The following is a 26,149-nucleotide window of genomic DNA, read 5'->3' as shown; positions in this document are numbered from 1 at the left end:
CTTTGTAACTTCAACCACTTGCGCTTCCGATCTCTCGTTAGCGGGAGGCGAATTCTACAGCGTTACACGCCGCTGTCAACACCTCTTTTTCTCCGCTTTCGACCGAGAAGATCGAACCGTTAATAGAGCCAAACAACACGGCCTTACTAACTCCTTCTGGGCTTCGATGATCTGAAGCAGCTCGCTGTCGAAACCTACATAACTCTTTGTTTACCAAGGAGTTTTCCGTTTCGACTGCGCCGGAAGTGGGGCGAATTATAGACTTCCAGAATCTGCCGTCAACACCTTTTTTCACAATACTGTCATATCGGTCAAAAAAGCCCTGAAAAGCAAAGGCCGGCCCCAAGGGGCCGGCCTTCTACTGACCGAACTTACAAGCTGGGAAAGGCAAACTGCGACGCCTCATGGCTGGCCCGTTGCGGCCAGCGCTGGGTAATCGCCTTGCGACGGGTGTAGAAACGCACCCCATCCGGCCCATAGGCATGCAAGTCGCCAAACAGCGAACGCTTCCAGCCACCAAAGCTGTGATACGCCACCGGCACCGGCAACGGCACGTTGACGCCAACCATGCCCACTTCAATCTCGTCACAGAACAACCGCGCCGCCTCACCGTCACGGGTGAAGATGCAGGTACCATTGCCATACTCGTGATCGTTGATCAGTTGCATAGCCGCTTCCAGACTGCTCACCCGAACCACGCACAGCACCGGCCCGAAGATCTCTTCTTTATAGATACGCATCTCTGGGGTCACGCGATCGAACAAGCTACCGCCCAGGAAGAAACCTTCTTCATGGCCCGCAACACTCAACCCACGCCCGTCGACCACCAACTCAGCGCCCGAAGAAACGCCGTCTTCTATATAGCCACTGACTTTATCCCGCGCCTGGCCAGTCACCAGCGGCCCCATGTCCAAGCCACAGGAAGTGCCCGCACCAATCTTCAGCGCCTTGACCTGCGGCACCAACTTGGCAATCAACGCATCCGCTACCTGGTCGCCGACACACACGGCAACAGAGATCGCCATGCAACGCTCACCGCACGAACCATAGGCCGCGCCCATCAAGGCGCTGACTGCATTATCCAGGTCTGCATCCGGCATCAGCACCGCATGGTTCTTCGCCCCGCCCAGCGCCTGTACACGCTTGCCACGCTTGGTAGCTTCCGAATAGATGTACTCGGCGATCGGCGTCGAACCCACAAAGCTCAACGCTTTGACTTCCGGCGCTTCGATCAGCGCATCCACCGCGCCCTTGTCGCCGTGCACCACGCTCAGCACACCTTTAGGCAAACCGGCTTCCTGCAACAGTTGTGCAATCAGCAGCGTCGAGCTTGGATCACGTTCCGACGGCTTGAGGATGAAGCAGTTGCCGCAGACGATCGCCAGTGGATACATCCACAGCGGCACCATTGCAGGGAAGTTGAACGGCGTAATACCCGCCACCACACCCAACGGCTGGAAGTCAGACCATGCGTCAATGTTCGGGCCAACGTTACGGCTGTACTCACCCTTGAGGATTTCCGGCGCCGAGCACGCGTACTCCACGTTCTCGATCCCACGCTTCAGCTCACCCGCCGCATCTTCCAGGGTCTTGCCGTGCTCTTCGCTGATCAGTTGGGAGATCCGCGCTTCGTTCTGTTCCAGCAATTGCTTGAAACGGAACATCACCTGGGCACGCTTGGCCGGTGGCGTGTTGCGCCAGGCCGGGAAGGCCGCCCTGGCCGAGTCGATGGCGCTTTGAATGGTTTCGCGGCTGGCCAACGGCACCTGGTGAATCACCTGGCCAGTCGACGGGTTATACACGTCAGCCGTGCGACCGTTCTCGGTCACCAATTGGCCGTTGATCAAATGCTGGATGAGGCTCATGCAGGGCTCCTGAAAAGTTGTTCTATATAGAAGGAGAAATCAGTCGATCTTGTTCAGCACTTCGCCGACCGCATCGAACAAGCGATCCAGGTCCTGCGGCTTGCTGTTGAAGGTTGGCCCGAACTGCAAGGTATCGCCGCCAAAGCGCACGTAGAAGCCGGCTTTCCACAAAGCCATGCCGGCTTCGAACGGACGCACAATCGCATCACCGTCACGCGGCGCAATCTGGATCGCACCGGCCAGGCCGTAGTTACGAATGTCGATCACGTTCTTGCTGCCCTTCAGGCCGTGCAGCGCATTCTCGAAATGCGGTGCGACTTCGGCCACGCTCTGCACCAGGTTTTCCTTCTGCAGAAGGTCGAGTGCCGCCAGGCCGGCCGCGCAGGCCACCGGGTGAGCCGAGTAGGTGTAACCGTGTGGGAATTCCACCGCGTACTCAGGCGTCGCCTGATTCATGAACGTCTGATAAATCTCGGTGCTGGCAATCACCGCGCCCATCGGAATCGCACCGTTGGTGACTTGCTTGGCAATGCACATCAGGTCCGGGGTCACACCGAAGCTGTCAGCACCAAACATCGAACCGGTACGACCGAAGCCGGTGATCACCTCGTCGAAGACCAGCAAGATGTTGTGTTGATCGCAGATCTCACGCAGACGCTTCAGGTAACCCTGTGGCGGAACCAGCACGCCAGCAGAGCCTGCCATCGGTTCAACAAACACTGCGGCGATGTTCGACGCATCGTGCAACTCGATCAGCTTGAGCAGCTCATCCGCCAAGGCAATACCGCCCAGCTCCGGCATGCCACGGGAGAACGCATTGCTCGCCAACAGGGTGTGAGGCAGATGGTCAACATCCATCATCGCCTGACCAAAGATCTTACGGTTGCCGTTGACGCCGCCCAGGCTGGTACCGGCGATGTTCACACCGTGGTAACCACGGGCACGGCCGATCATCTTGGTCTTGGTCGCCTGGCCTTTCAGGCGCCAGTACGCACGCACCATCTTCACGGCGGTATCGGCACACTCGGAGCCGGAGTCGGTGAAGAACACGTGGTTCAGGTTACCCGGGGTCAGGTCGGTAATCTTTTCTGCCAGTTGGAACGACAATGGATGACCGTATTGGAAGCCCGGCGAGTAGTCCAACGTACCCAGTTGCTTGGAGACCGCTTCCTGGATTTCCTTGCGGGTGTGCCCGGCGCCGCAGGTCCAAAGACCCGACAACGAGTCATACACCTTGCGCCCCTTGTCATCGGTCAACCAGCTGCCCTCGGCCGCCACGATCAGACGCGGGTCACGATGGAAGTTGCGGTTGGCGGTGTACGGCATCCAGTGCGCGTCCAGCTTCAGTTGGCTGGCCAGGGTGGACGGAGCGTTTTCGGGCATGTTCATGAGCAAAACCTCGCAAGGCGAAAGGCAGCGTAGGGATTTGAAAAGCGTTGTTGCAGCTAAATTGCCACGGGGATAAAGTCGGTGAAATCCAACTCTTCTAACCTTCAGTCAGGCCTTCACTAAACTATGAGCAGCCGTCGACCCGACCCACTGGCCCAAGTCAGCGACTTCGATATCCGCCTGTTGCGCATCTTTCGCAGCGTGGTGGAATGCGGCGGCTTCTCGGCGGCGGAAACCGTCCTGGGGATTGGTCGCTCGGCCATCAGCCAGCAAATGAGTGATCTTGAGCAACGCCTCGGCCTACGCCTGTGCCAACGCGGGCGGGCGGGGTTTTCCCTGACCGAGGAAGGGCGCGAGGTGTACCAGTCGGCGTTGCAGCTGCTCAGCGCCCTGGAAAGTTTCCGCACCGAGGTCAACGGCCTGCACCAGCACTTGCGCGGCGAGCTGATCATCGGCCTGACCGACAATCTGGTCACCCTGCCCCACATGCGCATCACCCACGCCTTGGCGCAATTGAAGGAGCGCGGCCCGGACGTACAGATCCAGATCCGCATGATCGCCCCCAATGAAGTCGAACAAGGTGTGCTCGACGGTCGCCTGCACGTCGGCGTAGTCCCCCAGGCCAGCGCCCTGTCGGGGCTTGAATACCAGCCGCTGTACAGCGAACGCTCGCTGCTGTACTGCGCAGTCGGCCACCCGCTGTTTTACGCCGACGACAAGCAACTGGACGACGAACGCATCAACAGCCAGGACGCCATCGCCCCGACCTTCCGCCTGCCCGCCGATATCCAGGCGCACTACCAGGCACTCAACTGCACCGCCAGCGCCTCGGACCGCGAAGGCATGGCCTTCCTGATCCTGACCGGCCGCTACATCGGCTACCTGCCCGACCACTACGCCAGTCTGTGGGTACAACAAGGCCGACTGCGCGCGCTGAAACCAGCTACACGCTTTTACGATTTGAGCCTCGCTTCGGTCACGCGCAAGGGCCGTCGCCCTCATTTGGTGCTGGAAAGCTTCCTCGAAAGTCTGGCCGCAACGCGCTAACACGGGCCTCGCAGAAAAACCTGAGCAGCTGGACAGCTTTTTGCAAGACAAGGGGATCTCGAACCATCAGCCATGAGCTCCCCACCATGTCGCCAGAATCCGAAAACCCAAGTGACCTGATCTACGGCCTCAACGATCGGCCCAAACCTTTGCCTGCATTGCTTGCTGCGTTGCAGCATGTACTGGCCGCGTTTGTCGGCATCATCACTCCCCCACTGATCATCGGCTCCACCCTCGGCCTGACCGCTCACCTGCCCTACCTGATCAGCATGGCATTGATGGTTTCCGGTGTAGGTACCTTCATTCAAGCGCGTAGGCCGTTTGGCATTGGCGCCGGGATGATCTGCCTGCAAGGCACCAGCTTCGCGTTTCTCGGTGCGGTGTTGTCGGCAGGTTTTCTGGTCAAGCAACGCGGCGGCAGCCCGGAAGACATCCTGGCGATGATCTTTGGCGTGTGCTTCTTCGGTGCAGCCGTGCAGGTGGTGTTGAGCCGGTTTATCGGCCAACTGAGAAGAGTGATCACACCCCTGGTCACCGGCATCGTCATCACCCTGATTGGCATCAGCCTGATCAAGGTCGGTATCACCGACTTGGGTGGCGGCTTCAACGCCCCGGACTTCGGCGCCCCGACCAACCTGGCACTCGGTGTGTTCGTGGTAATGACCATCATCCTGCTCAACCGCTCGAACACCCCATGGGTACGCCTCAGTGCCATTATCATTGGCCTGGCATTGGGCAGCCTCGCCGCCTGGTTCAGCGGAAAACTGGTGCCCCAAGCGCTGCCTGACTTGCCATTGATCAGCCTGCCCACACCGTTTCACTTCGGTTTCAACTTCGACTGGAGCGCTTTCCTGCCGGTGGCACTGATTTATCTGATCAGCACCATCGAAACCGTCGGCGACCTCACCGCCAATTGCATGATCGCCCGCCAACCCATCAGCGGCCCTTCCTATATAAGCCGGCTCAAGGGCGGCGTGCTGGGGGACGGCATCAGCTGCATGATCGCCGCCACCTTCAGCGCCTTCCCCAACACCACCTTTGCCCAGAACAACGGCGTGATCCAACTGACCGGCGTCGCCAGCCGTTACGTCGGCCTGTACATCGGCGTGGTGCTGTTTTGCCTCGGGCTGTTTCCGCTGATCGGCGCGGTGCTGCAACAAATCCCCAAGCCGGTGCTGGGTGGGGCAACCCTGGTGATGTTCGGCAGTGTCGCCGCCGCCGGCGTGCGCATCCTCGCCCAGGCCCCGCTGGACCGGCGCAGCATGCTGATCATCGCCACCTCGTTTGGCGTCGGCCTGGGGATCGCGGCCCAACCGAACCTGCTGCACCTGATGCCAACGCTGGTGCAGAACCTGTTCGACTCCGCCATCACCAGCGGCGGCCTGACCGCCATTGCGTTGTGCTTGTTACTGCCTGAACCCAAAGCCACCGCAGATGCCGCAAACCGGGCCCTGGAAAGCGACACTCTGGAGCCGCTTTGACGGTTTTATCGTATCGGGACTTGTCTGGGGCTTGAGGGTGGGTTATCTGTGCACACGTCGTATTCATCGATCTGCACGGAAACCTCCATGAGCCTCGAAGTTCCTGCCCACAGCAACCACGCCGGAAAACCTGCAAGCCGCATTCGGCAAAAGAACGAACAAGCGATTTTGCAGGCTGCCGAAGACGAGTTCGCCCGTCATGGCTACAAAGGCACCAGCATGAACACCATCGCGGCGAGTGCCGGGTTGCCGAAAGCCAACTTGCACTACTACTTCACCAACAAGCTGGGCCTGTACATTGCCGTGCTCAGTAACATCCTCGAACTCTGGGACAGCACCTTCAACACCCTGACGGCCGAGGACGACCCGGCCGCAGCGCTGACCCGCTACATCCGCACCAAGATGGAATTCTCCCGCCGCCAGCCACAAGCCTCGCGGATCTTTGCGATGGAGATCATCAGTGGCGGTGAATGCCTGACCGAATATTTCAGCCAGGACTACCGCGCCTGGTTCAGCGGCCGTGCGGCGGTGTTCCAGGCCTGGATCGACGCAGGCAAGATGGACCCCATCGACCCCGTGCACCTGATCTTCCTGCTGTGGGGCAGCACCCAGCATTACGCCGACTTTGCCACGCAAATCTGCCGCGTGACCGGTCGCACCAAGCTGACCAAGCAGGACATGGAAGACGCTGGCACCAACCTTATCCACATCATTCTCAAAGGCTGTGGCATCAAGCCGGCCCTCTAAACGAAGTTACCCATGCCTTTCACGCTTACCGGCTTTTGCGAGTTTCGCGAAGAAATTCGCAAAAGCCGCTTCATTACCCTCGCCGCCCCCATCAGCAGCCCCCAGGACGCCCAGGCCTTCATCGACCAGCACAGCGACCTGAATGCCACGCACAACTGCTGGGCCTGGAAACTGGGGGATCAATACCGCAGTAACGATGACGGCGAGCCCGGCGGCACGGCCGGGCGCCCGATCCTGGCCGCGATCGAAGCGCAGGACTGCGACCAGGTCGTAGTGCTGGTGATCCGCTGGTACGGCGGCATCCAACTGGGCACCGGCGGCCTGGCCCGGGCCTATGGCGGCGGCGCCAACAAGTGCCTGCAAGCGGCCGAACGCGTCGAGCTGATCAAACGTGTGCCACTGAGTTGCTCCTGTGGTTTTGCCGAGCTGCAGTTGGTGAAGCTACGGGTGGCCGAACTGGGCGGGCTGGTGATGGAAGAAACCTTCACCGCCAATGGCGTCGACCTGCAACTGGCCCTCGGCGAAGCGCATATCGACACCTTGCAAACTCAGCTCGCCGACCTGAGCCGCGGGCGCATTCTGCTAGAGCGCTGAAACTGCCCACATCTGCTGTGCACCTGCCTGTGGATAACCTGAGCACACTCGCCTGTAACCCTTCTGTCACAAGGCTTTCAGGCGGTTGTTCAGTTTTTGCTCAGCCCGCCACACTAAAGTATTAATCCGGCTCAAAAACAGTCAGTTAGGCGGGTTATGTCCTTTAGAACAAAGGGCCGCAGCGCTTATATCCACCGAACACGCTTGCGCACAATTACTGTGGAGCAACCTGTGGATAACCCGTGCAAGAGTGAGCCGGCGGTAGAGCCCGCAACGCCCCGGCGTAACTGAGCATTTTTTGATCAACTTGCCGGACGGCGCACCGGCATCAACTGCGCTACCGCCCACAGCACTTCAAACACCACGACAATCACCAGCACTAAACTTGCGCCGTGGGCCAGCGCGTAAATCTGCCAAGTGGCAAATAACACCCGGCCGGCCGCGTCATAGCGGCCAAATATCGCTTGGGGATCGCGGATTCGCAGCACTGACCACACGCACACAATCGAGCCCATCAGGTTGGCCATCAACATATGCACTGGCGCGAACGGTGGCAGTTCGCCGGGCAGATTCAACGCCACCAAGGCGTTGTGCAGCAGAACAAAGGTCCAGGGGGTGACCAGCGCCGCGGTGACGATCAAGTCGTACCAGCCGCTGGCCCGAACCAGTTGACGGTATTGGTGTGCAGTCCACATAGCAGCAAGCTCCTTCAATTCAAGAAGCCAGCACGCTAAAGCCTGGAGTATGCTCCAGGGTCAAGCCCCTTCGAGCCCTCTGCATGCGTATCGGCGAATTAGCCCAGGCCAGCCAGGTCAGCCGCGACACCCTGCGCTTCTACGAACAACGCGGATTGATTGCCGCGCAACGCAGTGCCAACGGTTACCGTGACTATCCCGCCGACATGGTGCAGTTGGTGCTTTACATCAAGACCGCCCAGCGCCTGGGCTTCAGCCTGGGTGAAATCGGCAACAGCGTCGGCGCACTATGGCAAGCTCCAGACCCCGACAGCGCCGTGACCCAACTGCTGCAAGACAAGCTCAACCTGATCGAAACCCGCATCGCCGAACTCGACCAACTGCGCCAGGAGTTGCAGCAAAGGCTCGGCCAGCGTTGTCCACTGAACCCGTGAACCTCCACCGTCAAAGGAAGCCATTCATGTCCACTTCAAAAACCGCACTGATTATCGGCGCCTCCAGGGGCCTGGGCCTTGGCCTGGCCAAGCAACTGCTGGCGGACGGCTGGGACGTCACCGCCACCGTGCGCGATCCGCAAAAGGCCGATGCCTTGAAGGCCCTGGGCCCGGTCCAGATCGAAAAGCTCGACATGGATGACCAACAGGCCGTGATCGCCCTGAGCCAGCGCCTCAAGGCAAAAACCTTCGACCTGCTGTTCGTCAACGCCGGCGTCAAAGGCCCGGCCAATCAGGAACCGGGCCACGCCACCCTGGCTGAAGTCGGCCAACTGTTCTTCACCAACGCCGTGGCGCCAATCAACCTGGCCCAGCGTTTCGTCGGGCAGATCCGCCCCGATACTGGCGTGTTGGCCTTTATGAGTTCGATCCTCGGCAGCGTGACCATCCCCGACGGCTCGGACCTGGCGCTCTACAAAGCCAGCAAGGCCGCCCTCAACTCCATGACCAACAGTTTCGTCACCCAGTTGGGCGACCAGAAACTGACCGTACTGTCGTTGCACCCGGGCTGGGTGAAAACCGACATGGGCGGCGAAAACGCACACATCGACGTGCCCACCAGCGTGCGCGGCCTGATCGACCAAGTGAATGCCTACAGCGGCAAGGGCGGCCATCACTTTGTGGACTACAAAGGCGAGACCATCGCCTGGTAAACAACCCGGGATCGTTATCGGCCGATTGCCGTCGATAACGATCCACACGTAAACTGCGCACCTCGCCCTTCCCGGCGACCCTGGATCAGCAGACAGGGCAACACTGAGCTGGCAAACCTGAACCCATCATTCAGAGGAGCCGGCCAATGCCTGCGACCCGTATCTGGTTAAAAAACCCCCTCGCGATTTTCACCGCCAATGGCCTCGACGCCCGTGGCGGCCTGGTGCTGCAGGACGGTGTGATCGTCAAAGTCCTTGGCCTCGGCCAAGAGCCTGCCATGCCCTGCGGACAAGTCTTCGATGCCCGCGAGCATGTCGTCCTTCCGGGGCTGATCAACACTCACCATCACTTTTATCAAACCCTGACCCGCGCCTGGGCACCGGTAGTTAACCAGCCGCTATTCCCCTGGTTGAAAACCCTGTACCCGGTCTGGGCCCGACTCACCCCGGAAAAACTCGCCCTGGCGAGCAAAGTGGCCCTGGCTGAATTGCTGCTCTCAGGCTGCACCACCGCGGCAGACCACCACTACCTGTTCCCGGACGGCCTCGAACAGGCGATCGACGTGCAAGTCGACAGCGTGCGCGAACTGGGTATGCGCGCCATGCTGACTCGCGGTTCCATGAGCCTGGGCGAAGCCGACGGCGGGCTGCCACCGCAACAAACCGTGCAGCAGGGCGAGGTGATCCTTGAAGACAGCCGCCGCCTGATCCGTCAGTACCACGAGCGCGGCGACGGCGCACAAATCCAGATCGCCCTGGCGCCCTGCTCCCCGTTTTCCGTCACCCCGGAAATCATGGAAGCCAGCGCCGAACTGGCCAACAACCTCGACGTGCGCCTGCACACCCACCTGGCAGAAACCCTCGACGAAGAAGACTTCTGCCTGCAGCGTTTCGGCTTGCGCACCGTGGACTACCTCGACAGCGTCGGCTGGCTCGGCCCGCGCACGTGGCTGGCCCATGGCATTCACTTCAACCCGGAAGAAATCGCGCGCCTCGGTGCGGCCGGTACCGGGATCTGCCATTGCCCGAGCTCGAACATGCGCCTGGCTTCCGGAATATGCCCGACCCTCGACCTGCTCGCCGCCGGCGCGCCCATTGGCCTGGGCGTGGACGGTTCGGCATCCAACGATGCATCGAACATGATCCTCGAAACGCGCCAGGCCCTGTACATCCAGCGCCTGCGTTACGGCGCGGAAAAGATCACCCCGGAGCTGGTATTGGGCTGGGCTACAAAAGGCTCGGCGCAGTTACTTGGTCGCAGCGACATCGGCGAACTGGCCGTAGGCAAACAGGCCGATCTGGCGTTGTTTAAACTGGATGAGCTGCGCTTTTCCGGCAGCCACGACCCGATCTCAGCCCTGCTGCTGTGCGGCGCCGACCGGGCGGACCGGGTGATGGTTGGCGGTAAATGGCGAGTGATCGACGGGCAGGTCGAGGGCCTGGACCTGAAAGGCTTGATTGCCGATCACAGCCAGGCGGCGCGTGCGCTGATCAGCGGGATCTAAGCCAAGCACAGATCAAATGTGGGAGCCGGGCTTGCCCGCGATGCAGGCGCCTCCGTCTCTCAGTTGCACCGAGGTGATGGTATCGCAGGCAAGCCAGCTCCCACCTTTGATCAGCGGTGTACCCAGGACTGGTTACAGTCCAAGCAGCGACAGCATGATAAACGTCGCAAACAACACAAAATGAGTCATCCCTTCGATGGCATTGGTTTCGCCATCGTTGAGGTTGATCGCGCTGACGATCAGCGTAATAAACACCATCACCGTCTGCACCGGCGTCATTGCCATCTGAAACGGTTGGCCGGTGTACAAGGCCATGGCTTCCATCACCGGCACTGTCAGGATCACCGTCGACAGCGACGCACCCAGCGCAATATTCACTACCGACTGCATGCGGTTGGCCAGCGCCGCGCGCAACGCGGTCAAAATCTCCGGCGCAGCGGAAATCGCCGCCACGATGATCGCCGTGATCACCGGTGGGGCACCCGTTCCTTCCAGGCCCAGGTCGAGGGTCTTGGACATCACCTCGGCCAACGTGCCAATCACGATCACGCCAAACACCAGGGTTCCGATGGAGAACGCCAGGTTGATCGGCGGCGACTCTTCTTCCGGCTGTTTCTTGCGGCGCTTTTCCGGGTAGCTGTAGCTGAAGAAATAACTATGGGGCCCCACCTGCATCCGCAGAAACAACGTGTAGAGCACCACCATCGCGCCAATGGTGAAGGCCGAGTAGATTTTCCAATCGGCCTCGGGAATAAATTCCGGCACCACCATCGACACGCCCATGGCGGTTAGGATCATCACGCTGTAGGTGCGTGCCGAATCGTCGTTGTAGGACTGTTCGCCATGCTTGATCCCGCCCATCAGTGCAGCCAGGCCAAGGATGCCGTTGATATCGAGCATCACCGCCGAATAAATGGTGTCGCGCACCAGGGTCGGCGACGGCTCGTTGCTCATCATGATCGCCAGGATCACCACTTCTACCAGCACTGCGGCGAGGGTCAGGATCATGGTGCCGTAGGGGTCGCCGACCTTTTCCGCCAGTTGCTCGGCGTGATGGGCCACGCGCATCGAGGCCACGACGATAAAGCCGATCAGCGCGATGCCGCTGAGCAGCGCCACCATCTGCCCGCTGCCAAGCATCCAGTGCTCCAGCGGGTAAGCGGCGATGGCGGCAATCAGCGCCAGCAGCATGAATTTTTCTTGCTTGATAGATGTGAGCATTGCAGGCCTTTTGAACGCGGCGAATCCGTCATTGATGGGGTACAGACTGCACCGCGCCGCTAACGTTTCGTTACACCTTAGTTCACGCATCGCTTGCACGACGATCGCGGATGCTCACCGCTTGGTCAGGTTTTGCCGATTATTTCGGCGTGCGCCTGTAGAATGCCGCCATTGCACCTGATGAGAATTTATAAATGTACGATTGGCTCAACGCCCTGCCCAAGGCTGAATTGCACCTGCACCTGGAAGGCTCGCTGGAGCCTGAGCTGCTGTTTGCCCTGGCCGAACGCAACAAGATCGCGCTGCCGTGGAACGACGTCGAAACCCTGCGCAAGGCCTACGCCTTCAACAACCTGCAAGAGTTCCTCGACCTGTACTACAAGGGCGCCGATGTACTGCGCACCTCCCAGGACTTCTACGACCTGACCTGGGCCTACCTGCTGCGCTGCAAGGCGCAGAACGTGATCCACACCGAACCGTTCTTCGACCCACAGACCCACACCGACCGTGGCGTGCCCTTCGAAGTGGTGCTCAATGGCATCGCTGCCGCGTTGAAAGACGGCGAGCAACAACTGGGCATCACCAGTGGTTTGATCTTGAGCTTCCTGCGCCACTTGAGCGAAGAAGAGGCCGAGAAAACCCTCGACCAGGCGCTGCCGTTCCGTGATGCGTTTGTTGCCGTGGGTCTGGACAGTTCGGAAATGGGTCACCCGCCGAGCAAGTTCCAGCGCGTGTTCGATCGTGCCCGTCACGAAGGTTTCCTGACCGTCGCCCACGCCGGCGAAGAAGGCCCGCCGGAGTACATCTGGGAAGCCATCGACCTGCTGAAAATCCAGCGTATCGACCATGGTGTACGCGCCATTGAAGACGAACGCCTGATGCAGCGGATCATCGACGAGCAGATCCCGCTGACAGTGTGCCCGTTGTCCAACACCAAGCTGTGCGTGTTCGACGACATGTCGCAACACAACATCCTCGACATGCTCGAGCGTGGGGTGAAGGTCACGGTGAACTCGGATGACCCGGCGTACTTCGGCGGTTATGTCACCGAGAACTTCCATGCGCTGTACACCTCCCTGGGCATGACCCAGGACCAGGCCAAACGTCTGGCGCAAAACAGCCTGGATGCACGGTTGGTCAAGCCTTAATCACCGACCGGTCTGGCGAGCCGGGCAATTTCCAGTTGCCCGGCTTCACTGACCTGCAGCGCCCGGGACTCATTGATCACACTGACCCAGTTCGACTGCAAACACAGCTGCAACAGCGCGACCCCCAATGCACCGCCCAGGTGCGGCTGCTGTTCGCTCCAATCAAAACAATCGCACACGATCGGCTGAGCCAGTGCCTGGGTAAAAATCCCCAGCGCTGCGAGTTTGCGTGCGCCAAGGGGCGTCACTTCCGTGCGCTGCTCCGCACGCTCGATCCACCCTGCCGTCATCATCCGTTGATACAACCCCGCCGCCAGCTCGCCACCGAGATGCCCCTGGCAAAGCCTGGCCCGCCGTAATGCCGCAGGCGCAATCAGGGACTGGGAATGAGCGGGCGTGCTGCGGGCGATTCTGGCCATGGTGGTACAGGCCAAGGCATCCACGGCAGCCCCTACGTCGGCAGCGGCCACACGAAAAAAGCGTTTGCCGCTACGGGCTTCGACGCGCAGCAGGCCGCCGGCCGTCAATCGCGTCAGGTGAGCATTGGCCGAGGCCGGCGACAGCCCCGCCAGTAGAGCCAATTCATCGGAGGGTTTGGCCGAGCCATCCATCAACGCCCAGACCATTGCGGTACGTTTCGGGTCCGCCAGCAAAGTGGCAATCTGACTGATGCAAGGTGCCTGTTCCATGTGCTCATTCACTCCCTGTTGAATCATTCGTCTGCTGCAGTTCGCAGAAAAGTATAAGCGTGAAAACGCCCGGTTCCGTGCCGTCTTACAGCGCAACCAAGGACAGAGGCTGAAGGAAATTTCCCGATATTCCCGGAGTCAGGGTGTAGAGGCCGACCGCTCCGGCAACTGCGCAGTCAATGTCGCACAACGAGCAACGAGCATTTCCCGCAGAAGATTGATCGGCTTGCTCAGCTGCGCTCGATGGGCGCACAACAGGTTGAGCGGCGTGCGCTCGCCCCGCAGCTCCGGCAGGATCAGGCGCAGGCGCCCGGCCAGCACATCAGAGCTCACATCCAGCCAGGACTTGTAGGCGATACCCACCCCAGCCACCGCCCAGCGCCGCACCACATCGGCGTCGTCACTGAATCGGTCACCGGTCACCGTCAGGCTGACGTCGCGCTTGCCATCGTTGAAACCCCAATGGTCATGCACCCGGCTGCCGAGCATATACAGCAGGCAATTGTGTTGGGTGAGCTGCTCCAGATGGCGCGGTTCGCCATGCCGCGCCAGATAGCTGGGGGCGGCGCAGAGCACGCGGTAGTTGTCCGGGGCGATGGGCAGCGCGATCAGGCTGGAGTCTTCGGGTTCACCGTAGCGCAAGGCGATGTCCACCGGCTGGCGGAACAGGTCGGCAATCCGGTCGCCCAACAGCAGGCGTACGCTCAGGTCGGGGTATTCACGCTGGAACTCATCCAGCCAAGGCAACAGTTGATTACGCCCAAAGTCCGACGGCGCCGACAGTTGCAGCACCCCGCTGACCTGGTCCTGGCCACTGGCCAATAAGCGCCGGCCTTCATCCAGGCTGCTCAGGGCAGCTCGGGCGTATTCCAGAAAGCCTTCACCCTCGGCGGTCAGGCGCAGGCTGCGGGTGGAGCGCGCCAGCAAACGTGCGCCCAGTTGCTGCTCGATACGCTTCAACGCCGCGCTGGCCACCGCCGCCGACATGTCCATTACCCGCGCCGCCGCCGAAAGGCTGCCCAGGTCTGCCGCACGCACAAACAACTGCAAGTCATCAAAACGCAGCACCCTGACCGCCCATTATCAAAAAAACATTGAAAGAGACTGCTCTTTTAGCGGGTTTTATCTTCCAGAGAAATAGCCAATCATCTGTCCATCCCGTTCATCACGTGTCTGGAGTCGAATATGTCCGCTGCCTTTAACGTCATCGCCACGCTGATCGCCAAACCCGGCCAACAGGCCACCCTGGAAACCTTGCTGCGCGAACTGCTGGAACCCACCCGCATCGAAGCCGGCTGCCAGCAGTACGACCTGCACCAGGACCTGCAACACCCCGATACCTTCTACATGCTCGAACGCTGGAGTGACGACGCCGCACTGGCCGACCACGACCAGAGCGCGCATATCCAGAATTTCCGCGCCAAGGCTGCCGACGTGCTCGAGCATTTCGAACTCAAGCGCCTGAAGTTTCTTGCCTGATCAACCGCCCCCTTTTTTGGAAACCCTCATGAAAGCCATTGCCTACTACGCCGCACTGCCCATCAACGATCCAAAGTCCCTGCAAGACATCGAACTGCCCGAACCGGTCGCCGGCCCCCGCGACCTGCTGGTGGAAGTCAAAGCCATCTCGGTGAACCCGGTGGACACCAAGGTGCGCCAGAACGTCGCCCCGGAAAACGGTGCAGCCAAAGTGCTGGGCTGGGACGTGGCCGGTGTGGTCAAGGCCGTGGGCAGTGAAGTGAGCCTGTTCAAGGTCGGTGACAAGGTGTTCTACGCCGGCTCCCTGGTACGTCCCGGCGGCAACAGCGAACTGCACACCGTGGATGAGCGCATCGTCGGCCACATGCCGAAAACCCTGGGTTTCGCCGACGCGGCCGCCCTGCCGCTGACCGCCATCACCGCCTGGGAGTTGCTGTTCGAACGCCTGCAGGTGCGTGAAGGCAAGACCGACGAAGGCCAAAGCCTGCTGATCGTCGGTGCGTCCGGTGGTGTGGGATCGATCCTGACCCAATTGGCGAAACAGCTCACCGGCCTGACAGTCATCGGCACCGCCTCCCGCCCTGAAACCCAAACGTGGGCCAAGGACCTGGGCGCCGACCTGGTGATCGACCACAGCAAACCGCTGAGCGAAGAGCTGAAAAACGCCGGCCATCCGCAGGTGAACTACGTCGCCAGCCTGACCCAGACCGACCAGCACCTGGACCAACTGGTGGAAGCGCTGATTCCCCAGGGCAAACTGGCGCTGATCGATGATCCCAAGGTGCTGGACGTCAGCAAGCTCAAGCGCAAGAGCCTGTCGCTGCATTGGGAGTTCATGTACACCCGCTCGATGTTCGAGACCAGTGACATGATCGAGCAGCACAACCTGCTCAATCGCGTCGCCGAACTGATCGACGCCGGCACCCTGAAAACCACGGTGGGCGAGCACTTTGGCGTGATCAACGCGGCCAACCTGCGCCGCGCCCACGAACTGCTGGAAAGCGGCAAGGCCAAGGGCAAGATCGTGCTGGAAGGGTTCTAACGAAAGGTTCTGTCAGTGTCGTCTGTTATTCATGTGAGTAATGGACGACACCGCTAGTCAGAGACTTGATCCTTGTCATATTTGTGAGCGTATTCGGGTTTATATTGGCCGCCTTTGCCACGCAATTTACGTGAGGAAGTCAGCAATGAAGATCCTGATAAAAGCGCTAGCAAGATCCGAAGGCAACAAATGGCAGGTCCGTCTCGACCACAACGCCTTTACCTTCCGCAGTGAGGCCGAAGCCCGCGCGTTTGCCGACACCCTGCAAACCCGTATCCAGGCCCCTCACCGATTCCCCGAAAGCCAGCAGCGTTCTGCTGGCTGACCCGCTCAGTCCGCCGCTTGCAGTGCCCGTTGGCGCTGCAGGCGCCGGGTCAGCATCGCGAACGTCACCGCAAGCACGCCACACAAGCTGATGACCATTGCCATCGGCATCGCCGTGCCGTCGTGCAACACGCCGACCAACGATGCAGCGCCTGCTGCCACACCGAACTGAATGCACCCGAGCAACGCCGACGCGCTGCCCGCCCGTGCGCCCTGCCCGCTCATAGCGCAGGCCGACGTATTCGGCAGAATGCAGCCCAGGCTGGCGATGCAGATAAACAGCGGTACCAGCAGTGGCCACAAGGCGTCAGTGCGCAAAGCGGTAATGGCCAGCAACGACAGGCCCGCCGCCAGGTAGACCCACACCGTGCGCGACAGCAGAAACGCCGGGCCGCGCGAGGCCAGCAGACGCGCATTGACCTGTGCCACCAGGATAAAGCCGGCGGCGTTGGAGCCGAATACCCAGCCATAGTGCTCGGCGGGCACGCCATAGAGTTTGATAAAGACGAAAGGCGAGCCCGCGATGTAGGCAAACATGCCGGCAATCGAGATGCCACCGGTCAAGGCATAGCCCAGGTACACCCGGTCCGACAGCAACCGACCGTACTGGCGCAACGCGCCCGAAAGCGGCTGGCGCGGTTGATGGGCCGGGAAACTTTCCGGCAGCCCGACCGCTACCGCGATGGCCGCCATCACGCTGAATGCCGTCAGCGCCAGGAATATCGACTGCCAGCCCCAGATACCGACCATCACCCCGCCCGCCAACGGCGCGAGGATCGGGGCCAGCCCGGTGACCAGCATCAATTGGGAAAACACCTTGGCCGAGCCCACCGCGTCGCATTTATCGCTGACCACCGCCCGGGAGATCACCATGCCTGCGCAACCGCCCAAGGCCTGGACGAAACGCGCGCCGATCAGCCACTCCAGGGAAGGCGCGTACGCACACGCGAACGACGCCAGGGTAAACAGGGTGACACCGCTGAGCAGCGGCCCGCGTCGACCAAAGCGGTCCGCCAGCGGCCCATAGATCAACTGGCCGATTGCCAGGCCCGTGAAGTACACGGCCAAGGTCAGCTGAATGTGTTTTTCGTCGGTACCGAATGCCACGGCCATGGCCGGAAAACCCGGCAGGTAGAAGTCGATGGCCAACGGCGCAAACGCGCTCAAGGCCCCCAAAATCAGAATTATACGAAGGTTCATCAGGCACCCAGGTGAGTCGGCAGCCCGACAGTCTAGCCGGGCATGGGTGCCTTGAACATTAAGTTAGCTCGCTAACTATCAGAAAGTCAGGCGAGCTTGACGCTGTAGCCTTCCTCGCTGATCAGGTTGATCACCTCCGCCGGCGACAGCAGGCTGCTTTCCACGCCGACTTCCTTTGCCGCGAGGTCGACGCGCACGCTGGCCGCCGGGTCCTTATCCTGCACCGCCTGGGTGACCGAGCGAACGCAGTGGCCGCAGGTCATTCCTTCAACGCTGAATACTTGCATGACATGACTCCTTTGATGAGGTTGCCCGCAGTTTTGACCTTGCCACGATGGCAAGGTCAAGTTCTGAAAACATCGGCCGGGCTGGCATTCATTCGCGCCCTCGGCCAAGCTGCACCTATCCACGATGTAAACCTCGGAGAATTCACCATGCGCTGGTCGTTTTTTGGCCTTGTCAGCCTGATGGGCTTGTTTGCTGCTGTGCCACCGGTCAGCGCAGATGAAGATTATGCGGTGCTGATTATTTCCCGGGAGCGCCTGGAAGTGCCCACCAACTGCGAGATTGGCTTGTACATCCAGGACCAGTTGGCCGGGCGGCTGTTCCAGGAGCAGGCCACCTCGTTCAACTTGCCGGCCGGGAATGTGTCGTTGCGCCTGAAGTTGTTGCCGGGGCAATCCCAGGGGTGCTTGCCGGGCATGCTCGCGCCACCTGCGCAAAACATCACATTAAAGGCGGGCGACGTGCGCAAGTTGCGTATCGCGCAAGGTCCGGACGGCATGTACCTGAAGCCGGCAGCACTGGAGTATTAAGCCCCGAAAACCTGTAGGAGCGAGCTTGCTCGCGAAAAACCTGAGAGCGCCGCGTTCATTCAGGATAGGCGCGTTATCGTTCACGACCTTCGCGAGCAAGCACTAGGCGTCCCCCTCGCTCCTACAGTAAAAAGTGCCTTGACCTTCCCCACAGGTCAAGGTTGATCCTATGGGCAATCTCTCCTGGAGTACTGCCCATGAACGGATCCACCACCTTCGACCTGCCGATCAGCGGCATGACCTGCGCCAGCTGTGCCGGGCGGGTTGAACGGGCACTGGGCAAAGTGCCCGGGGTGCAAAGCGTCAGCGTCAACCTGGCCAACGAACGCGCCCACATTGAAGTGCTCGGCCAAATGGACCCCAGCGTGCTGATCGCCGCCGTCGACAAGGCCGGCTACACCGCCACCCTGCCCCAAAGCGAAACCGCCACCCAGGCCAGCCAGGAACAACGCCTGAGCCATGAGCGTTGGTCTCTGCTGCTGGCGATCCTGCTCGCCGCGCCGTTGGTGCTGCCGATGCTGGTGCAACCGTTCGGCCTGCACTGGATGCTCCCGGCCTGGGTTCAATTTGCCCTGGCCACCCCGGTGCAGTTCATCTTCGGCGCACGCTTCTATATCGCCGCCTGGAAAGCCGTACGCGCTGGGGCCGGCAATATGGACCTGTTGGTAGCCATCGGCACCAGCGCCGGTTACGGCCTGAGTATCTATGAATGGCTCACAGCGTCCGCCGGCACGATGCCCCATCTGTATTTCGAAGCCTCGGCCGTGGTGATCGCCCTGGTGCTGCTGGGCAAATACCTGGAGAGCCGCGCCAAGCGCCAGACCGCCAGTGCCATCCGCGCCCTGGAAGCCTTGCGCCCGGAGCGGGCGATTCAAGTGATCGATGGCCGCGAGCAGGACGTTGCCATCACCGCCCTCAAGCTGAATGACCTGGTGCTGGTCAAACCCGGCGAACGCTTCCCGGTGGACGGCGAAGTAGTTGAAGGCCAGAGCCATGCCGACGAGGCGCTGATCAGCGGTGAAAGTCTGCCGGTGCCGAAGCAGCCTGGCGATGCCGTCACCGGCGGCGCCATCAACGGCGAAGGCCGGCTGCTGGTGCGCACCCTGGCTCTTGGTGCAGAGAGCGTATTGGCAAGGATCATCCGCCTGGTGGAGGACGCCCAGGCCGCCAAGGCTCCGATCCAGAAGCTGGTGGATAAAGTCAGCCAGGTGTTCGTGCCGGTGGTGCTGGTGCTGGCCGTGGCCACGCTGATCGGCTGGTGGCTGTATGGCGCGCCGTTGGAAGTTGCGCTGATCAATGCCGTGACCGTGTTAGTCATCGCTTGCCCTTGCGCCCTTGGCCTCGCAACTCCCACCGCCATCATGGCCGGCACCGGCGTCGCCGCCCGCCATGGCATTCTGATCAAGGACGCCGAAGCCCTGGAACGCGCCCATGAAGTCAGCGCCGTGGTGTTCGACAAGACCGGCACCCTGACCTCCGGCACCCCGAAAATTGCGCACTTGGCCGCCGTCGATGGCAATGAAGCGGTCCTGCTGCAACAGGCCGGCGCGTTGCAACGTGGCAGTGAACACCCGCTGGCCAAGGCGGTGCTGGATGCCTGTGCCGATCAAGGCTTGAACGTCGCAGATGTCAGCGCCAGCCAGTCCCTGACCGGGCGCGGCATCGCAGGCACTCTCGACGGTCGGCAACTGGCGCTGGGCAACCGTCGCCTGCTGGAAGAAACCGGCTTGAGCACCGGTGATCTCGCCGACTCGGCCAGCGCCTGGGAGGCCGAAGGCCGCACTTTGTCCTGGCTGATCGAGCAAGGCCCGCAGCCTCGCGTACTGGGTTTGTTCGCCTTCGGTGACACGCTTAAACCGGGCGCCCTGCAAGCGATACAAGCACTCAAGGCGCGGCATATCAGCAGCCACCTGCTGACCGGCGATAACCGTGGCAGCGCCCGCGTGGTCGCCGACGCCCTGGGCATCGATGAAGTGCACGCCGAAGTACTGCCCGCCGACAAGGCCGCCACGGTCGCCGAGCTGAAAAAGACCGGCGTCGTCGCGATGGTCGGCGATGGCATCAACGACGCACCGGCCCTGGCCGCGGCCGACATCGGCATCGCCATGGGCGGCGGTACCGACGTGGCCATGCACGCCGCCGGGATCACCCTGATGCGCGGCGACCCACGACTGGTGCCCGCCGCCCTGGAAATCAGTCGCAAGACCTATGCGAAAATTCGACAGAATCTGTTCTGGGCCTTTGTGTATAACTTGATCGGCATTCCGCTGGCCGCGTTCGGCCTGCTCAACCCGGTGATGGCCGGCGCGGCCATGGCCCTGTCCAGTGTCAGCGTGGTGAGTAATGCGCTGCTGTTGAAAACCTGGAAACCCAAGGATCTGGAGGACGAACGTCCATGAACATTGGCCAAGCAGCACGCCAAAGCGGCCTGAGTGCCAAGATGATTCGTTACTACGAGTCCATCGGTTTGTTGAAAGCCGCCCATCGCACCGACAGCGGCTACCGCATTTATAGCGCCGATGATTTGCACACCCTGGCGTTTATCAAGCGATCGCGGGACCTGGGGTTCTCCCTTGAGGAGGTCGGCAAGCTACTGACCCTCTGGCAAGACCGAGGGCGCGCGAGTGCCGACGTGAAGGCGCTGGCCCGCCAGCACATCGATGAGCTGAACCAGAAGATCCGCGAGTTGGGGCAGTTGCGCGATACGTTGCAGGACCTGGTGGAACACTGCCAGGGTGATCATCGGCCGGATTGCCCGATTCTCAAGGAGTTGGCGTCAGGCAGTTGTTGCGCCTGACGAGACTTTACTGACTGCACAAAACAAATGTGGGAGCTGGCTTGCCTGCGATGCAGTCACCTCGGTCTGTCAGCCAAACCGAGGTGATGCTATCGCAGGCAAGCCAGCTCCCACATGGACCGGGATCCTTCCCGGTTATTGGATCACTGCATCCAAGGCGGCGGCGGTGGCTCTTCCGACGCTTTGCTCGGTGGAGCATCATCGGCCGCACGGATCGCCTGGCGACGCTCTTCATCGAGCCGCGCCGCTTCGATCTCGCGGATAACACCGCCCACGTCAGCCAGCTCTTCCGGCTCGTCGAACTCGCCGGTCAAGACACTGGCCGGGTGCAGAGTGCCGGCTTCGTACAGCGCCCACATCTCCTTGGCGTACTTGGTCTTCTTCAACTCCGGGGCAAAGCGCCCGAAGTAGGAAGCCATGTTGCCCACATCCCGTTCCAGCATGGTGAACGCGTGGTTGTTGCCCGCCGCATCCACCGCCTGGGGCAGATCGATGATCACCGGGCCCGTCGGCGTCAGCAGCACGTTGAACTCGGAAAGGTCACCGTGCACCAGGCCGGTACACAACATCAGCACGATCTGGGTAATCAGGAAGGCGTGGTATTCGCGGGCCTGGTCCGGCTCCAGCGTCACGTCGTTCAGCCGTGGCGCCGCGTCGCCGTATTCATCGGCCACCAACTCCATCAGCAGCACGCCTTCAAGGAAGTCGTACGGCTTGGGCACGCGAACGCCCGCACCGGCCAGACGAAACAGCGCTGCTACTTCGGCGTTCTGCCAGGCGTCTTCGGTTTCTTTTTTGCCGAACTTGGAGCCCTTGGCCATGGCCCGGGCCTGGCGGCTGTTGCGGACCTTACGGCCTTCCTGGTATTCGGACGCCTGACGAAAACTTCGTTTATTCGCCTCCTTGTAGACCTTGGCGCAACGTAACTCGTTGCCGCAGCGCACCACGTAAACAGCTGCTTCTTTACCACTCATGAGTGGGCGCAGCACCTCGTCGACCAGACCGTCCTCGATCAGGGGTTCAATGCGTTTAGGAGTCTTCATCAGCTTTTATTGTGGGTCCTTTATTACCAAACACGCGTATGGCACTCGTTATACGGCAATCCTCTCGCCGCGGGGAGAGGGTACCGACCTTTGACCGCTTAAGAATGCATCCAATATGCCAAATTGACCGGCGGCCGAATCATAGCCGAGATCAGCGCTCAATAATCGCGGTGACGCCCTGGCCTCCGGCGGCGCAGATCGAGATCAGGCCCCGGCCCTTGCCAGCCGCGTCCAACAGCTTGGCCAGGTTGGCGACGATCCGCCCGCCAGTGGCGGCAAACGGATGACCGGCGGCCAATGAGCTGCCTTTGACGTTCAAGCGGCTGCGGTCGATGGAGCCCAGCGGTGCGTCCAGCCCCAGGCGGGTCTTGCAGTATTCCGGATCTTCCCAGGCCTTAAGCGTGCACAACACTTGGGCAGCGAAAGCTTCGTGGATCTCGTAGTAATCGAAGTCCTGCAGCGTCAGGCCATTGCGGGCCAGCAAGCGCGGCACGGCGTACACCGGCGCCATCAGCAGGCCTTCGGCACCGTTGACGAAATCTACCGCCGCCGCTTCGCCATCGCGCAGGTAGGCGAGGATCGGCAAGCCGCGCTCCTTGGCCCAGGCTTCACTGCCCAGCAGCACCAACGAGGCGCCATCGGTCAACGGCGTCGAATTACCGGCGGTAAGGGTGCCCTTTTCGCTGCGCTCGAAGGCCGGCTTGAGGCTGGCGAGTTTTTCCAGGGTCAGGTCAGGGCGCAGGTTGTTGTCGCGGGTCAGGCCAAGAAAGGGCGTGAGCAAATCGTTTTGCCAGCCCTCAGCGTAAGACGCGGCCATTTTGTGGTGGCTTTCCAACGCCAGCTGATCCTGCTCGGCGCGGGGGATCTGCCAGGTCTGCGCCATCAATTCACAGTGCTGGCCCATGGACAACCCGGTGCGCGGTTCGCCGTTGCGCGGCAGTTCCGGCTTAAGGTGATGGGGGCGAAGTTGTAACAGGACTTTTAATTTATCCGCCATGGATTTGCTGCGATTGGCCTGCAGCAAGATTTTGCGCAACCCCTCATTCACCCCGATCGGCGCATCAGACGTGGTGTCGACGCCGCCAGCAATCCCGCTTTCGATCTGCCCCAGGGCAATCTTGTTCGCCACCAGCAACGCGGCTTCCAGCCCCGTGCCGCAAGCCTGCTGGATATCGTAGGCCGGGGTTTGTGGTGACAGCCGCGAGCCCAGTACACACTCGCGGGTCAGGTTGAAGTCCCGGGAATGCTTGAGCACCGCCCCGGCGGCCACCTCGCCAATGCGCAGGCCGTGCAGGTTGTAGCGTTCGATCAGGCCTTCCAGGGCGGCGGTCAACATCGCCTGGTTGCTCGCCGTGGCGTAAGGGCCATTGGAGCGGGCGAAGGGGATGCGGTTACCGCCAATGATCGCTACACGGCGCAATTGAGTCATGGAAAGCTCCCTTGAGGTTATGGGGTGAATCTCTGAGCCTAGCCTAGGCTCAATCGAACGACTTTCACCTATTGATGGTCCACCGTTTGAACCCCAGCACTCGGAGAGCGTTCCATGTCTGACCGTTATATCGACTTCGCCAACTCCAGCCTCGGCCATCGCCTGGTCGCCGCCATTGGCCTGCCGTCACCGGTGCGCCTGGAACGTTGGCAGGCCGGACGCCTGCGCCCGGTGGAGGGTGCGCTACTGATCGGCGGCGGCCCGCTGGCAACAAAAATCCTGCCATTCGCCAATAAGCTGACCGACGCTATCTATAGCTACGGCACCGAATCGTCGACGGCAACCACCTGGATTCCCGGCCACGGGCCCAAGCTCAAGGCCGTGGTGTTCGACGCCAGCCAGTTGCAGCACACCGATCAACTCAAGCAGCTGCGGGAATTCTTTCAGCCGTTGATGAAGAACCTCGATCACAGCGCGCATCTGGTGATCCTTGGCCGCGCTCCGGAACGCCTCAGCGACCCGTTCGCCGCCAGCGCCCAGCGCGCCCTTGAAGGCTTCAGCCGCTCGTTGGCGAAAGAGCTGCGCAGCGGCGGAGTCCTGCAGTTGCTGTATGTGGGCGAAGGCGCCGAAGACCAGCTGGAAGGTGCGTTGCGGTTCTTCCTGTCACCCAAAAGCGCCTACATCTCCGGCCAAGTGATTCGTTTGAATGCCTGCCCGACCCAGGTCGAGGATTGGACCCGACCACTGGCCGGGCGCAAGGCACTGGTGACCGGGGCGGCCCGAGGCATCGGTGCCTCGATTGCCGAAACCCTGGCTCGTGACGGCGCCGAGGTGATTGTGCTGGACGTGCCCCAAGCCAAGGCCGACCTCGATGCCCTGGCCGCGCGCCTGGGCGCCCGCAGCGTCGCCCTGGATATCTGTGCCGAAGACGCCGCCACCCAGTTGATCGAACACCTGCCGGACGGCCTCGACATCGTGGTGCACAACGCCGGCATCACTCGCGATAAAACCCTGGCCAACATGACGCCCGAATACTGGGACGCGGTATTGGCAGTCAACCTCAACGCGCCGCAAGTGCTGACCAAGGCGCTGCTGGACAGCGGCACCCTTCACGACAACGGCCGCGTGGTGCTGCTGGCGTCCATCAGCGGAATCGCCGGCAACCGCGGGCAAACCAACTACGCCGCGAGCAAGGCGGGGCTGATCGGCCTGGCACAGGCGTGGGCGCCGTTGCTGGGGGAACGCGGGATCAGCATCAACGCCGTGGCCCCAGGCTTCATCGAAACCCAGATGACCGCACATATTCCCTTCGCCTTGCGTGAGGCCGGGCGGCGCATGAGCTCCCTGGGCCAGGGCGGCTTGCCCCAGGACGTTGCCGAAGCGGTGGCCTGGCTCGGCCAACCTGGATCGGGCGCGGTCAGCGGGCAAGCGTTGCGGGTGTGTGGGCAAAGTCTATTGGGAGCGTAAGCATGGAGTGGCACACATTAGGCAGCACCCCGTTTCTGCCGCCGCTGTATTGGCGTGCGGCGCTCAAGCGCAAGATCACCGGTACCACGTTGCCGCAACAAGGGCTGCGCTGCCGGGTCAGCGTTAACCCCAAGGATGTGGACGCCTATCGCAAGGTCTGCGGGTTTGCCGAGAGCCCGGTACTGCCGGCCACTTATCCCCATATCCTGGCGTTCGGCCTGCAGATGCAATTGCTCACCGACAAGGCGTTTCCATTCCCGCTGCTGGGGTTGATCCACCTGAGCAACCGGATCCGCATCCTGCGCCCAATGGGAGGTGTGAGTGACCTGACCGTCGGTGTCTACACGCAGAACTTGCAGCCCCATGCCAAGGGCGCGACCTTCGATATCGTGACCACGGTCGAGGATTCACTGGGGCTGCTGTGGGAAGCCGAAAGCCGAATGCTCTGTCGCGGGGTGAAGCTCGATGGGGCTGCGGCGGACCACACCCTGCAAGCCCCTACCAGCGTCAGCGAGCTGACCCGCTGGAAAGCCCCCGCCGACATCGGCCGCCGCTACGCCCGGGTGTCCGGCGACTACAACCCGATTCACTTGAGCGCTCTCACTGCCAAGTTGTTTGGCTTCCCTCAGGCCATCGCCCATGGGTTGTGGAACAAGGCACGCGCACTGGCCGCGCTGAGCGAGCATTTGCCTGCGGCCAATATCGAAATAGACGTCGAGTTTAAAAAACCGGTGCGTTTGCCCAGCGAGGTAACTTTATTGACAAGTGCTGCGGGCTCAAGTGGTGAGTTTCAACTAAAGGGTGCTGGGGATATTGAACACATGGCCGGGCGTTGGCGGCCAATCTCCTGATAAATTGTATATATACATCCTAAGTTATAGCGGGCTATCGATAGCTCGCTATCTTTATTAACCCTATGATTTTAAACACCTCGCAGCTTCTAAACCCTCCCCCACTACATCCTTGGTATTAGTCGCTAAGCAGACTAACTCTATCTGTATATAAATTGTTAATACCAAGTTGAG

General features: G+C 61.1%; 26 protein-coding genes and 1 pseudogene. 16 read left to right on the top strand and 11 right to left on the bottom strand.

Annotation, left to right across the window (positions count from 1 at the left end; translation table 11 throughout):
- Positions 1-371: 371 nt before the first annotated feature.
- Complete coding sequence (locus tag K0H47_RS25460) at positions 372-1,865, bottom strand: CoA-acylating methylmalonate-semialdehyde dehydrogenase (protein WP_201142968.1); 1,494 nt, start codon at positions 1,863-1,865, stop codon at positions 372-374.
- Between the two features lie 39 nt (positions 1,866-1,904).
- Positions 1,905-3,254, bottom strand: a complete 1,350-nt coding sequence (locus tag K0H47_RS25455; RefSeq protein ID WP_063033278.1) for an aspartate aminotransferase family protein — start codon at positions 3,252-3,254, stop codon at positions 1,905-1,907.
- Positions 3,255-3,380: 126 nt separating this feature from the next.
- Here K0H47_RS25455 and K0H47_RS25450 point away from each other — a divergent pair, with 126 nt between their 5' ends.
- From K0H47_RS25450 to K0H47_RS25435, 4 genes are all read left to right on the top strand, one after another.
- A complete protein-coding gene (locus K0H47_RS25450) occupies positions 3,381-4,301 on the top strand; it encodes a LysR family transcriptional regulator (protein WP_010174131.1) in 921 nt (306 codons plus the stop codon).
- Positions 4,302-4,387: 86 nt separating this feature from the next.
- Entirely contained in the window at positions 4,388-5,782 is a 1,395-nt protein-coding gene (locus K0H47_RS25445) for a uracil-xanthine permease family protein (RefSeq protein ID WP_201142969.1), read from the top strand.
- Positions 5,783-5,869: 87 nt separating this feature from the next.
- On the top strand, positions 5,870-6,529 hold the full coding sequence (locus tag K0H47_RS25440) for a TetR/AcrR family transcriptional regulator (RefSeq protein ID WP_003211175.1): 660 nt from the start codon (positions 5,870-5,872) through the stop codon (positions 6,527-6,529).
- A 12-nt stretch (positions 6,530-6,541) separates the two neighbouring features.
- Positions 6,542-7,123: a YigZ family protein gene (locus K0H47_RS25435; RefSeq protein WP_017478475.1), complete on the top strand. Its 582-nt coding sequence runs from the start codon at positions 6,542-6,544 to the stop codon at positions 7,121-7,123.
- Between the two features lie 302 nt (positions 7,124-7,425).
- On the opposite strand, the gene K0H47_RS25430 is transcribed toward K0H47_RS25435, so the two are convergent.
- Positions 7,426-7,818 (bottom strand): hypothetical protein, encoded by a 393-nt coding sequence (locus K0H47_RS25430; RefSeq protein WP_063033281.1) that lies wholly within the window; start codon positions 7,816-7,818, stop codon positions 7,426-7,428.
- A gap of 83 nt (positions 7,819-7,901) precedes the next feature.
- Here K0H47_RS25430 and K0H47_RS25425 point away from each other — a divergent pair, with 83 nt between their 5' ends.
- The 3 genes from K0H47_RS25425 to K0H47_RS25415 all read left to right on the top strand — a co-directional run bounded on the left by K0H47_RS25425 (position 7,902) and on the right by K0H47_RS25415 (position 10,470).
- On the top strand, positions 7,902-8,252 hold the full coding sequence (locus K0H47_RS25425; RefSeq protein WP_003211171.1) for a MerR family transcriptional regulator: 351 nt from the start codon (positions 7,902-7,904) through the stop codon (positions 8,250-8,252).
- Positions 8,253-8,278: 26 nt separating this feature from the next.
- The gene (locus tag K0H47_RS25420) at positions 8,279-8,965 is read left to right on the top strand and encodes an SDR family oxidoreductase (RefSeq protein WP_076017933.1); all 687 of its coding nucleotides are present in this window, start codon (positions 8,279-8,281) and stop codon (positions 8,963-8,965) included.
- Positions 8,966-9,111: 146 nt separating this feature from the next.
- Positions 9,112-10,470, top strand: a complete 1,359-nt coding sequence (locus tag K0H47_RS25415) for an 8-oxoguanine deaminase (RefSeq protein ID WP_219273814.1) — start codon at positions 9,112-9,114, stop codon at positions 10,468-10,470.
- A 132-nt stretch (positions 10,471-10,602) separates the two neighbouring features.
- On the opposite strand, the gene K0H47_RS25410 is transcribed toward K0H47_RS25415, so the two are convergent.
- A complete protein-coding gene (locus K0H47_RS25410) occupies positions 10,603-11,691 on the bottom strand; it encodes a calcium:proton antiporter (RefSeq protein ID WP_219273813.1) in 1,089 nt (362 codons plus the stop codon).
- Between the two features lie 194 nt (positions 11,692-11,885).
- On the opposite strand from K0H47_RS25410, the gene K0H47_RS25405 reads away from it, so the two are divergent.
- Positions 11,886-12,839 (top strand): adenosine deaminase, encoded by a 954-nt coding sequence (locus tag K0H47_RS25405; protein ID WP_008430770.1) that lies wholly within the window; start codon positions 11,886-11,888, stop codon positions 12,837-12,839.
- Here the strand turns inward: K0H47_RS25405 and K0H47_RS25400 are convergent.
- Positions 12,836-13,528: a helix-turn-helix transcriptional regulator gene (locus K0H47_RS25400; protein ID WP_219273812.1), complete on the bottom strand. Its 693-nt coding sequence runs from the start codon at positions 13,526-13,528 to the stop codon at positions 12,836-12,838. The genes K0H47_RS25405 and K0H47_RS25400 overlap by 4 nt on opposite strands.
- Positions 13,529-13,666: 138 nt before the next feature.
- On the bottom strand, positions 13,667-14,596 hold the full coding sequence (locus tag K0H47_RS25395; protein ID WP_063033286.1) for a LysR family transcriptional regulator: 930 nt from the start codon (positions 14,594-14,596) through the stop codon (positions 13,667-13,669).
- 117 nt (positions 14,597-14,713) lie between these two features.
- Between K0H47_RS25395 and K0H47_RS25390 the strand changes: the two genes are divergently transcribed.
- The 3 genes from K0H47_RS25390 to K0H47_RS25380 all read left to right on the top strand — a co-directional run bounded on the left by K0H47_RS25390 (position 14,714) and on the right by K0H47_RS25380 (position 16,374).
- The gene (locus K0H47_RS25390; protein ID WP_218263907.1) at positions 14,714-15,007 is read left to right on the top strand and encodes a putative quinol monooxygenase; all 294 of its coding nucleotides are present in this window, start codon (positions 14,714-14,716) and stop codon (positions 15,005-15,007) included.
- Between the two features lie 28 nt (positions 15,008-15,035).
- The gene (locus K0H47_RS25385; protein ID WP_063033288.1) at positions 15,036-16,049 is read left to right on the top strand and encodes a zinc-binding alcohol dehydrogenase family protein; all 1,014 of its coding nucleotides are present in this window, start codon (positions 15,036-15,038) and stop codon (positions 16,047-16,049) included.
- A 145-nt stretch (positions 16,050-16,194) separates the two neighbouring features.
- Positions 16,195-16,374 carry a hypothetical protein gene (locus tag K0H47_RS25380; protein ID WP_063033289.1) on the top strand — a complete coding sequence of 60 codons (180 nt, stop codon included), beginning with the start codon at positions 16,195-16,197 and terminating at the stop codon, positions 16,372-16,374.
- Between the two features lie 5 nt (positions 16,375-16,379).
- Here the strand turns inward: K0H47_RS25380 and K0H47_RS25375 are convergent, their stop codons facing one another.
- Both K0H47_RS25375 and K0H47_RS25370 read right to left on the bottom strand, forming a co-directional pair.
- Positions 16,380-17,573, bottom strand: a complete 1,194-nt coding sequence (locus tag K0H47_RS25375; protein WP_063033290.1) for a multidrug effflux MFS transporter — start codon at positions 17,571-17,573, stop codon at positions 16,380-16,382.
- An 86-nt stretch (positions 17,574-17,659) separates the two neighbouring features.
- On the bottom strand, positions 17,660-17,860 hold the full coding sequence (locus K0H47_RS25370) for a heavy-metal-associated domain-containing protein (RefSeq protein WP_063033291.1): 201 nt from the start codon (positions 17,858-17,860) through the stop codon (positions 17,660-17,662).
- A gap of 147 nt (positions 17,861-18,007) precedes the next feature.
- On the opposite strand from K0H47_RS25370, the gene K0H47_RS25365 reads away from it, so the two are divergent.
- Positions 18,008-18,388 carry a hypothetical protein gene (locus tag K0H47_RS25365; RefSeq protein WP_063033292.1) on the top strand — a complete coding sequence of 127 codons (381 nt, stop codon included), beginning with the start codon at positions 18,008-18,010 and terminating at the stop codon, positions 18,386-18,388.
- A 6-nt stretch (positions 18,389-18,394) separates the two neighbouring features.
- On the opposite strand, the pseudogene K0H47_RS31215 reads toward K0H47_RS25365, so the two are convergent.
- Positions 18,395-18,487 (bottom strand): annotated as a pseudogene (locus K0H47_RS31215) (outer membrane lipoprotein carrier protein LolA); the annotation flags it as partial.
- Between the two features lie 98 nt (positions 18,488-18,585).
- Here K0H47_RS31215 and K0H47_RS25360 point away from each other — a divergent pair.
- Together K0H47_RS25360 and cueR are read left to right on the top strand one after the other, a co-directional pair.
- Positions 18,586-20,787 carry a cation-translocating P-type ATPase gene (locus K0H47_RS25360; RefSeq protein ID WP_219273811.1) on the top strand — a complete coding sequence of 734 codons (2,202 nt, stop codon included), beginning with the start codon at positions 18,586-18,588 and terminating at the stop codon, positions 20,785-20,787.
- Positions 20,784-21,185 carry a Cu(I)-responsive transcriptional regulator gene (cueR, locus tag K0H47_RS25355; RefSeq protein ID WP_177070053.1) on the top strand — a complete coding sequence of 134 codons (402 nt, stop codon included), beginning with the start codon at positions 20,784-20,786 and terminating at the stop codon, positions 21,183-21,185. Before K0H47_RS25360 ends, cueR begins: the two co-directional genes overlap by 4 nt.
- A gap of 143 nt (positions 21,186-21,328) precedes the next feature.
- Here the strand turns inward: cueR and K0H47_RS25350 are convergent, their stop codons facing one another.
- Both K0H47_RS25350 and K0H47_RS25345 read right to left on the bottom strand, forming a co-directional pair.
- Positions 21,329-22,228: a PA4780 family RIO1-like protein kinase gene (locus K0H47_RS25350; RefSeq protein ID WP_017478460.1), complete on the bottom strand. Its 900-nt coding sequence runs from the start codon at positions 22,226-22,228 to the stop codon at positions 21,329-21,331.
- Between the two features lie 151 nt (positions 22,229-22,379).
- Positions 22,380-23,657, bottom strand: coding sequence for an acetyl-CoA C-acetyltransferase (locus K0H47_RS25345; protein WP_063033295.1), 1,278 nt, complete (start codon positions 23,655-23,657; stop codon positions 22,380-22,382).
- A gap of 114 nt (positions 23,658-23,771) precedes the next feature.
- Here K0H47_RS25345 and K0H47_RS25340 point away from each other — a divergent pair, with 114 nt between their 5' ends.
- Positions 23,772-25,124: a 3-oxoacyl-ACP reductase gene (locus K0H47_RS25340; protein ID WP_201142971.1), complete on the top strand. Its 1,353-nt coding sequence runs from the start codon at positions 23,772-23,774 to the stop codon at positions 25,122-25,124.
- A gap of 2 nt (positions 25,125-25,126) precedes the next feature.
- Positions 25,127-25,975 (top strand): MaoC/PaaZ C-terminal domain-containing protein, encoded by an 849-nt coding sequence (locus K0H47_RS25335; protein WP_177070051.1) that lies wholly within the window; start codon positions 25,127-25,129, stop codon positions 25,973-25,975.
- The last annotated feature ends 174 nt before the right edge of the window (positions 25,976-26,149 follow it).

The organism is Pseudomonas sp. Xaverov 83 (assembly GCF_019352905.1).
GTDB classification, from domain to species: Bacteria; Pseudomonadota; Gammaproteobacteria; order Pseudomonadales; family Pseudomonadaceae; genus Aquipseudomonas; species Aquipseudomonas yamanorum.
This window is presented reverse-complemented; position numbering and strand designations above follow the sequence as displayed.

What these genes read in the sequence shown, in the direction of transcription:
- K0H47_RS25460 (WP_201142968.1), bottom strand. Translation starts at nt 1,865, where the DNA reads ATGAGCCTCATCCAGCATTTGATCAACGGCCAATTGGTGACCGAGAAC.
- K0H47_RS25455 (WP_063033278.1), bottom strand. Translation starts at nt 3,254, where the DNA reads ATGAACATGCCCGAAAACGCTCCGTCCACCCTGGCCAGCCAACTGAAG.
- K0H47_RS25450 (WP_010174131.1), top strand. Translation starts at nt 3,381, where the DNA reads ATGAGCAGCCGTCGACCCGACCCACTGGCCCAAGTCAGCGACTTCGAT.
- K0H47_RS25445 (WP_201142969.1), top strand. Translation starts at nt 4,388, where the DNA reads ATGTCGCCAGAATCCGAAAACCCAAGTGACCTGATCTACGGCCTCAAC.
- K0H47_RS25440 (WP_003211175.1), top strand. Translation starts at nt 5,870, where the DNA reads ATGAGCCTCGAAGTTCCTGCCCACAGCAACCACGCCGGAAAACCTGCA.
- K0H47_RS25435 (WP_017478475.1), top strand. Translation starts at nt 6,542, where the DNA reads ATGCCTTTCACGCTTACCGGCTTTTGCGAGTTTCGCGAAGAAATTCGC.
- K0H47_RS25430 (WP_063033281.1), bottom strand. Translation starts at nt 7,818, where the DNA reads ATGTGGACTGCACACCAATACCGTCAACTGGTTCGGGCCAGCGGCTGG.
- K0H47_RS25425 (WP_003211171.1), top strand. Translation starts at nt 7,902, where the DNA reads ATGCGTATCGGCGAATTAGCCCAGGCCAGCCAGGTCAGCCGCGACACC.
- K0H47_RS25420 (WP_076017933.1), top strand. Translation starts at nt 8,279, where the DNA reads ATGTCCACTTCAAAAACCGCACTGATTATCGGCGCCTCCAGGGGCCTG.
- K0H47_RS25415 (WP_219273814.1), top strand. Translation starts at nt 9,112, where the DNA reads ATGCCTGCGACCCGTATCTGGTTAAAAAACCCCCTCGCGATTTTCACC.
- K0H47_RS25410 (WP_219273813.1), bottom strand. Translation starts at nt 11,691, where the DNA reads ATGCTCACATCTATCAAGCAAGAAAAATTCATGCTGCTGGCGCTGATT.
- K0H47_RS25405 (WP_008430770.1), top strand. Translation starts at nt 11,886, where the DNA reads ATGTACGATTGGCTCAACGCCCTGCCCAAGGCTGAATTGCACCTGCAC.
- K0H47_RS25400 (WP_219273812.1), bottom strand. Translation starts at nt 13,528, where the DNA reads ATGGAACAGGCACCTTGCATCAGTCAGATTGCCACTTTGCTGGCGGAC.
- K0H47_RS25390 (WP_218263907.1), top strand. Translation starts at nt 14,714, where the DNA reads ATGTCCGCTGCCTTTAACGTCATCGCCACGCTGATCGCCAAACCCGGC.
- K0H47_RS25385 (WP_063033288.1), top strand. Translation starts at nt 15,036, where the DNA reads ATGAAAGCCATTGCCTACTACGCCGCACTGCCCATCAACGATCCAAAG.
- K0H47_RS25380 (WP_063033289.1), top strand. Translation starts at nt 16,195, where the DNA reads ATGAAGATCCTGATAAAAGCGCTAGCAAGATCCGAAGGCAACAAATGG.
- K0H47_RS25375 (WP_063033290.1), bottom strand. Translation starts at nt 17,573, where the DNA reads ATGAACCTTCGTATAATTCTGATTTTGGGGGCCTTGAGCGCGTTTGCG.
- K0H47_RS25370 (WP_063033291.1), bottom strand. Translation starts at nt 17,860, where the DNA reads ATGCAAGTATTCAGCGTTGAAGGAATGACCTGCGGCCACTGCGTTCGC.
- K0H47_RS25365 (WP_063033292.1), top strand. Translation starts at nt 18,008, where the DNA reads ATGCGCTGGTCGTTTTTTGGCCTTGTCAGCCTGATGGGCTTGTTTGCT.
- K0H47_RS25360 (WP_219273811.1), top strand. Translation starts at nt 18,586, where the DNA reads ATGAACGGATCCACCACCTTCGACCTGCCGATCAGCGGCATGACCTGC.
- cueR (WP_177070053.1), top strand. Translation starts at nt 20,784, where the DNA reads ATGAACATTGGCCAAGCAGCACGCCAAAGCGGCCTGAGTGCCAAGATG.
- K0H47_RS25350 (WP_017478460.1), bottom strand. Translation starts at nt 22,228, where the DNA reads ATGAAGACTCCTAAACGCATTGAACCCCTGATCGAGGACGGTCTGGTC.
- K0H47_RS25345 (WP_063033295.1), bottom strand. Translation starts at nt 23,657, where the DNA reads ATGACTCAATTGCGCCGTGTAGCGATCATTGGCGGTAACCGCATCCCC.
- K0H47_RS25340 (WP_201142971.1), top strand. Translation starts at nt 23,772, where the DNA reads ATGTCTGACCGTTATATCGACTTCGCCAACTCCAGCCTCGGCCATCGC.
- K0H47_RS25335 (WP_177070051.1), top strand. Translation starts at nt 25,127, where the DNA reads ATGGAGTGGCACACATTAGGCAGCACCCCGTTTCTGCCGCCGCTGTAT.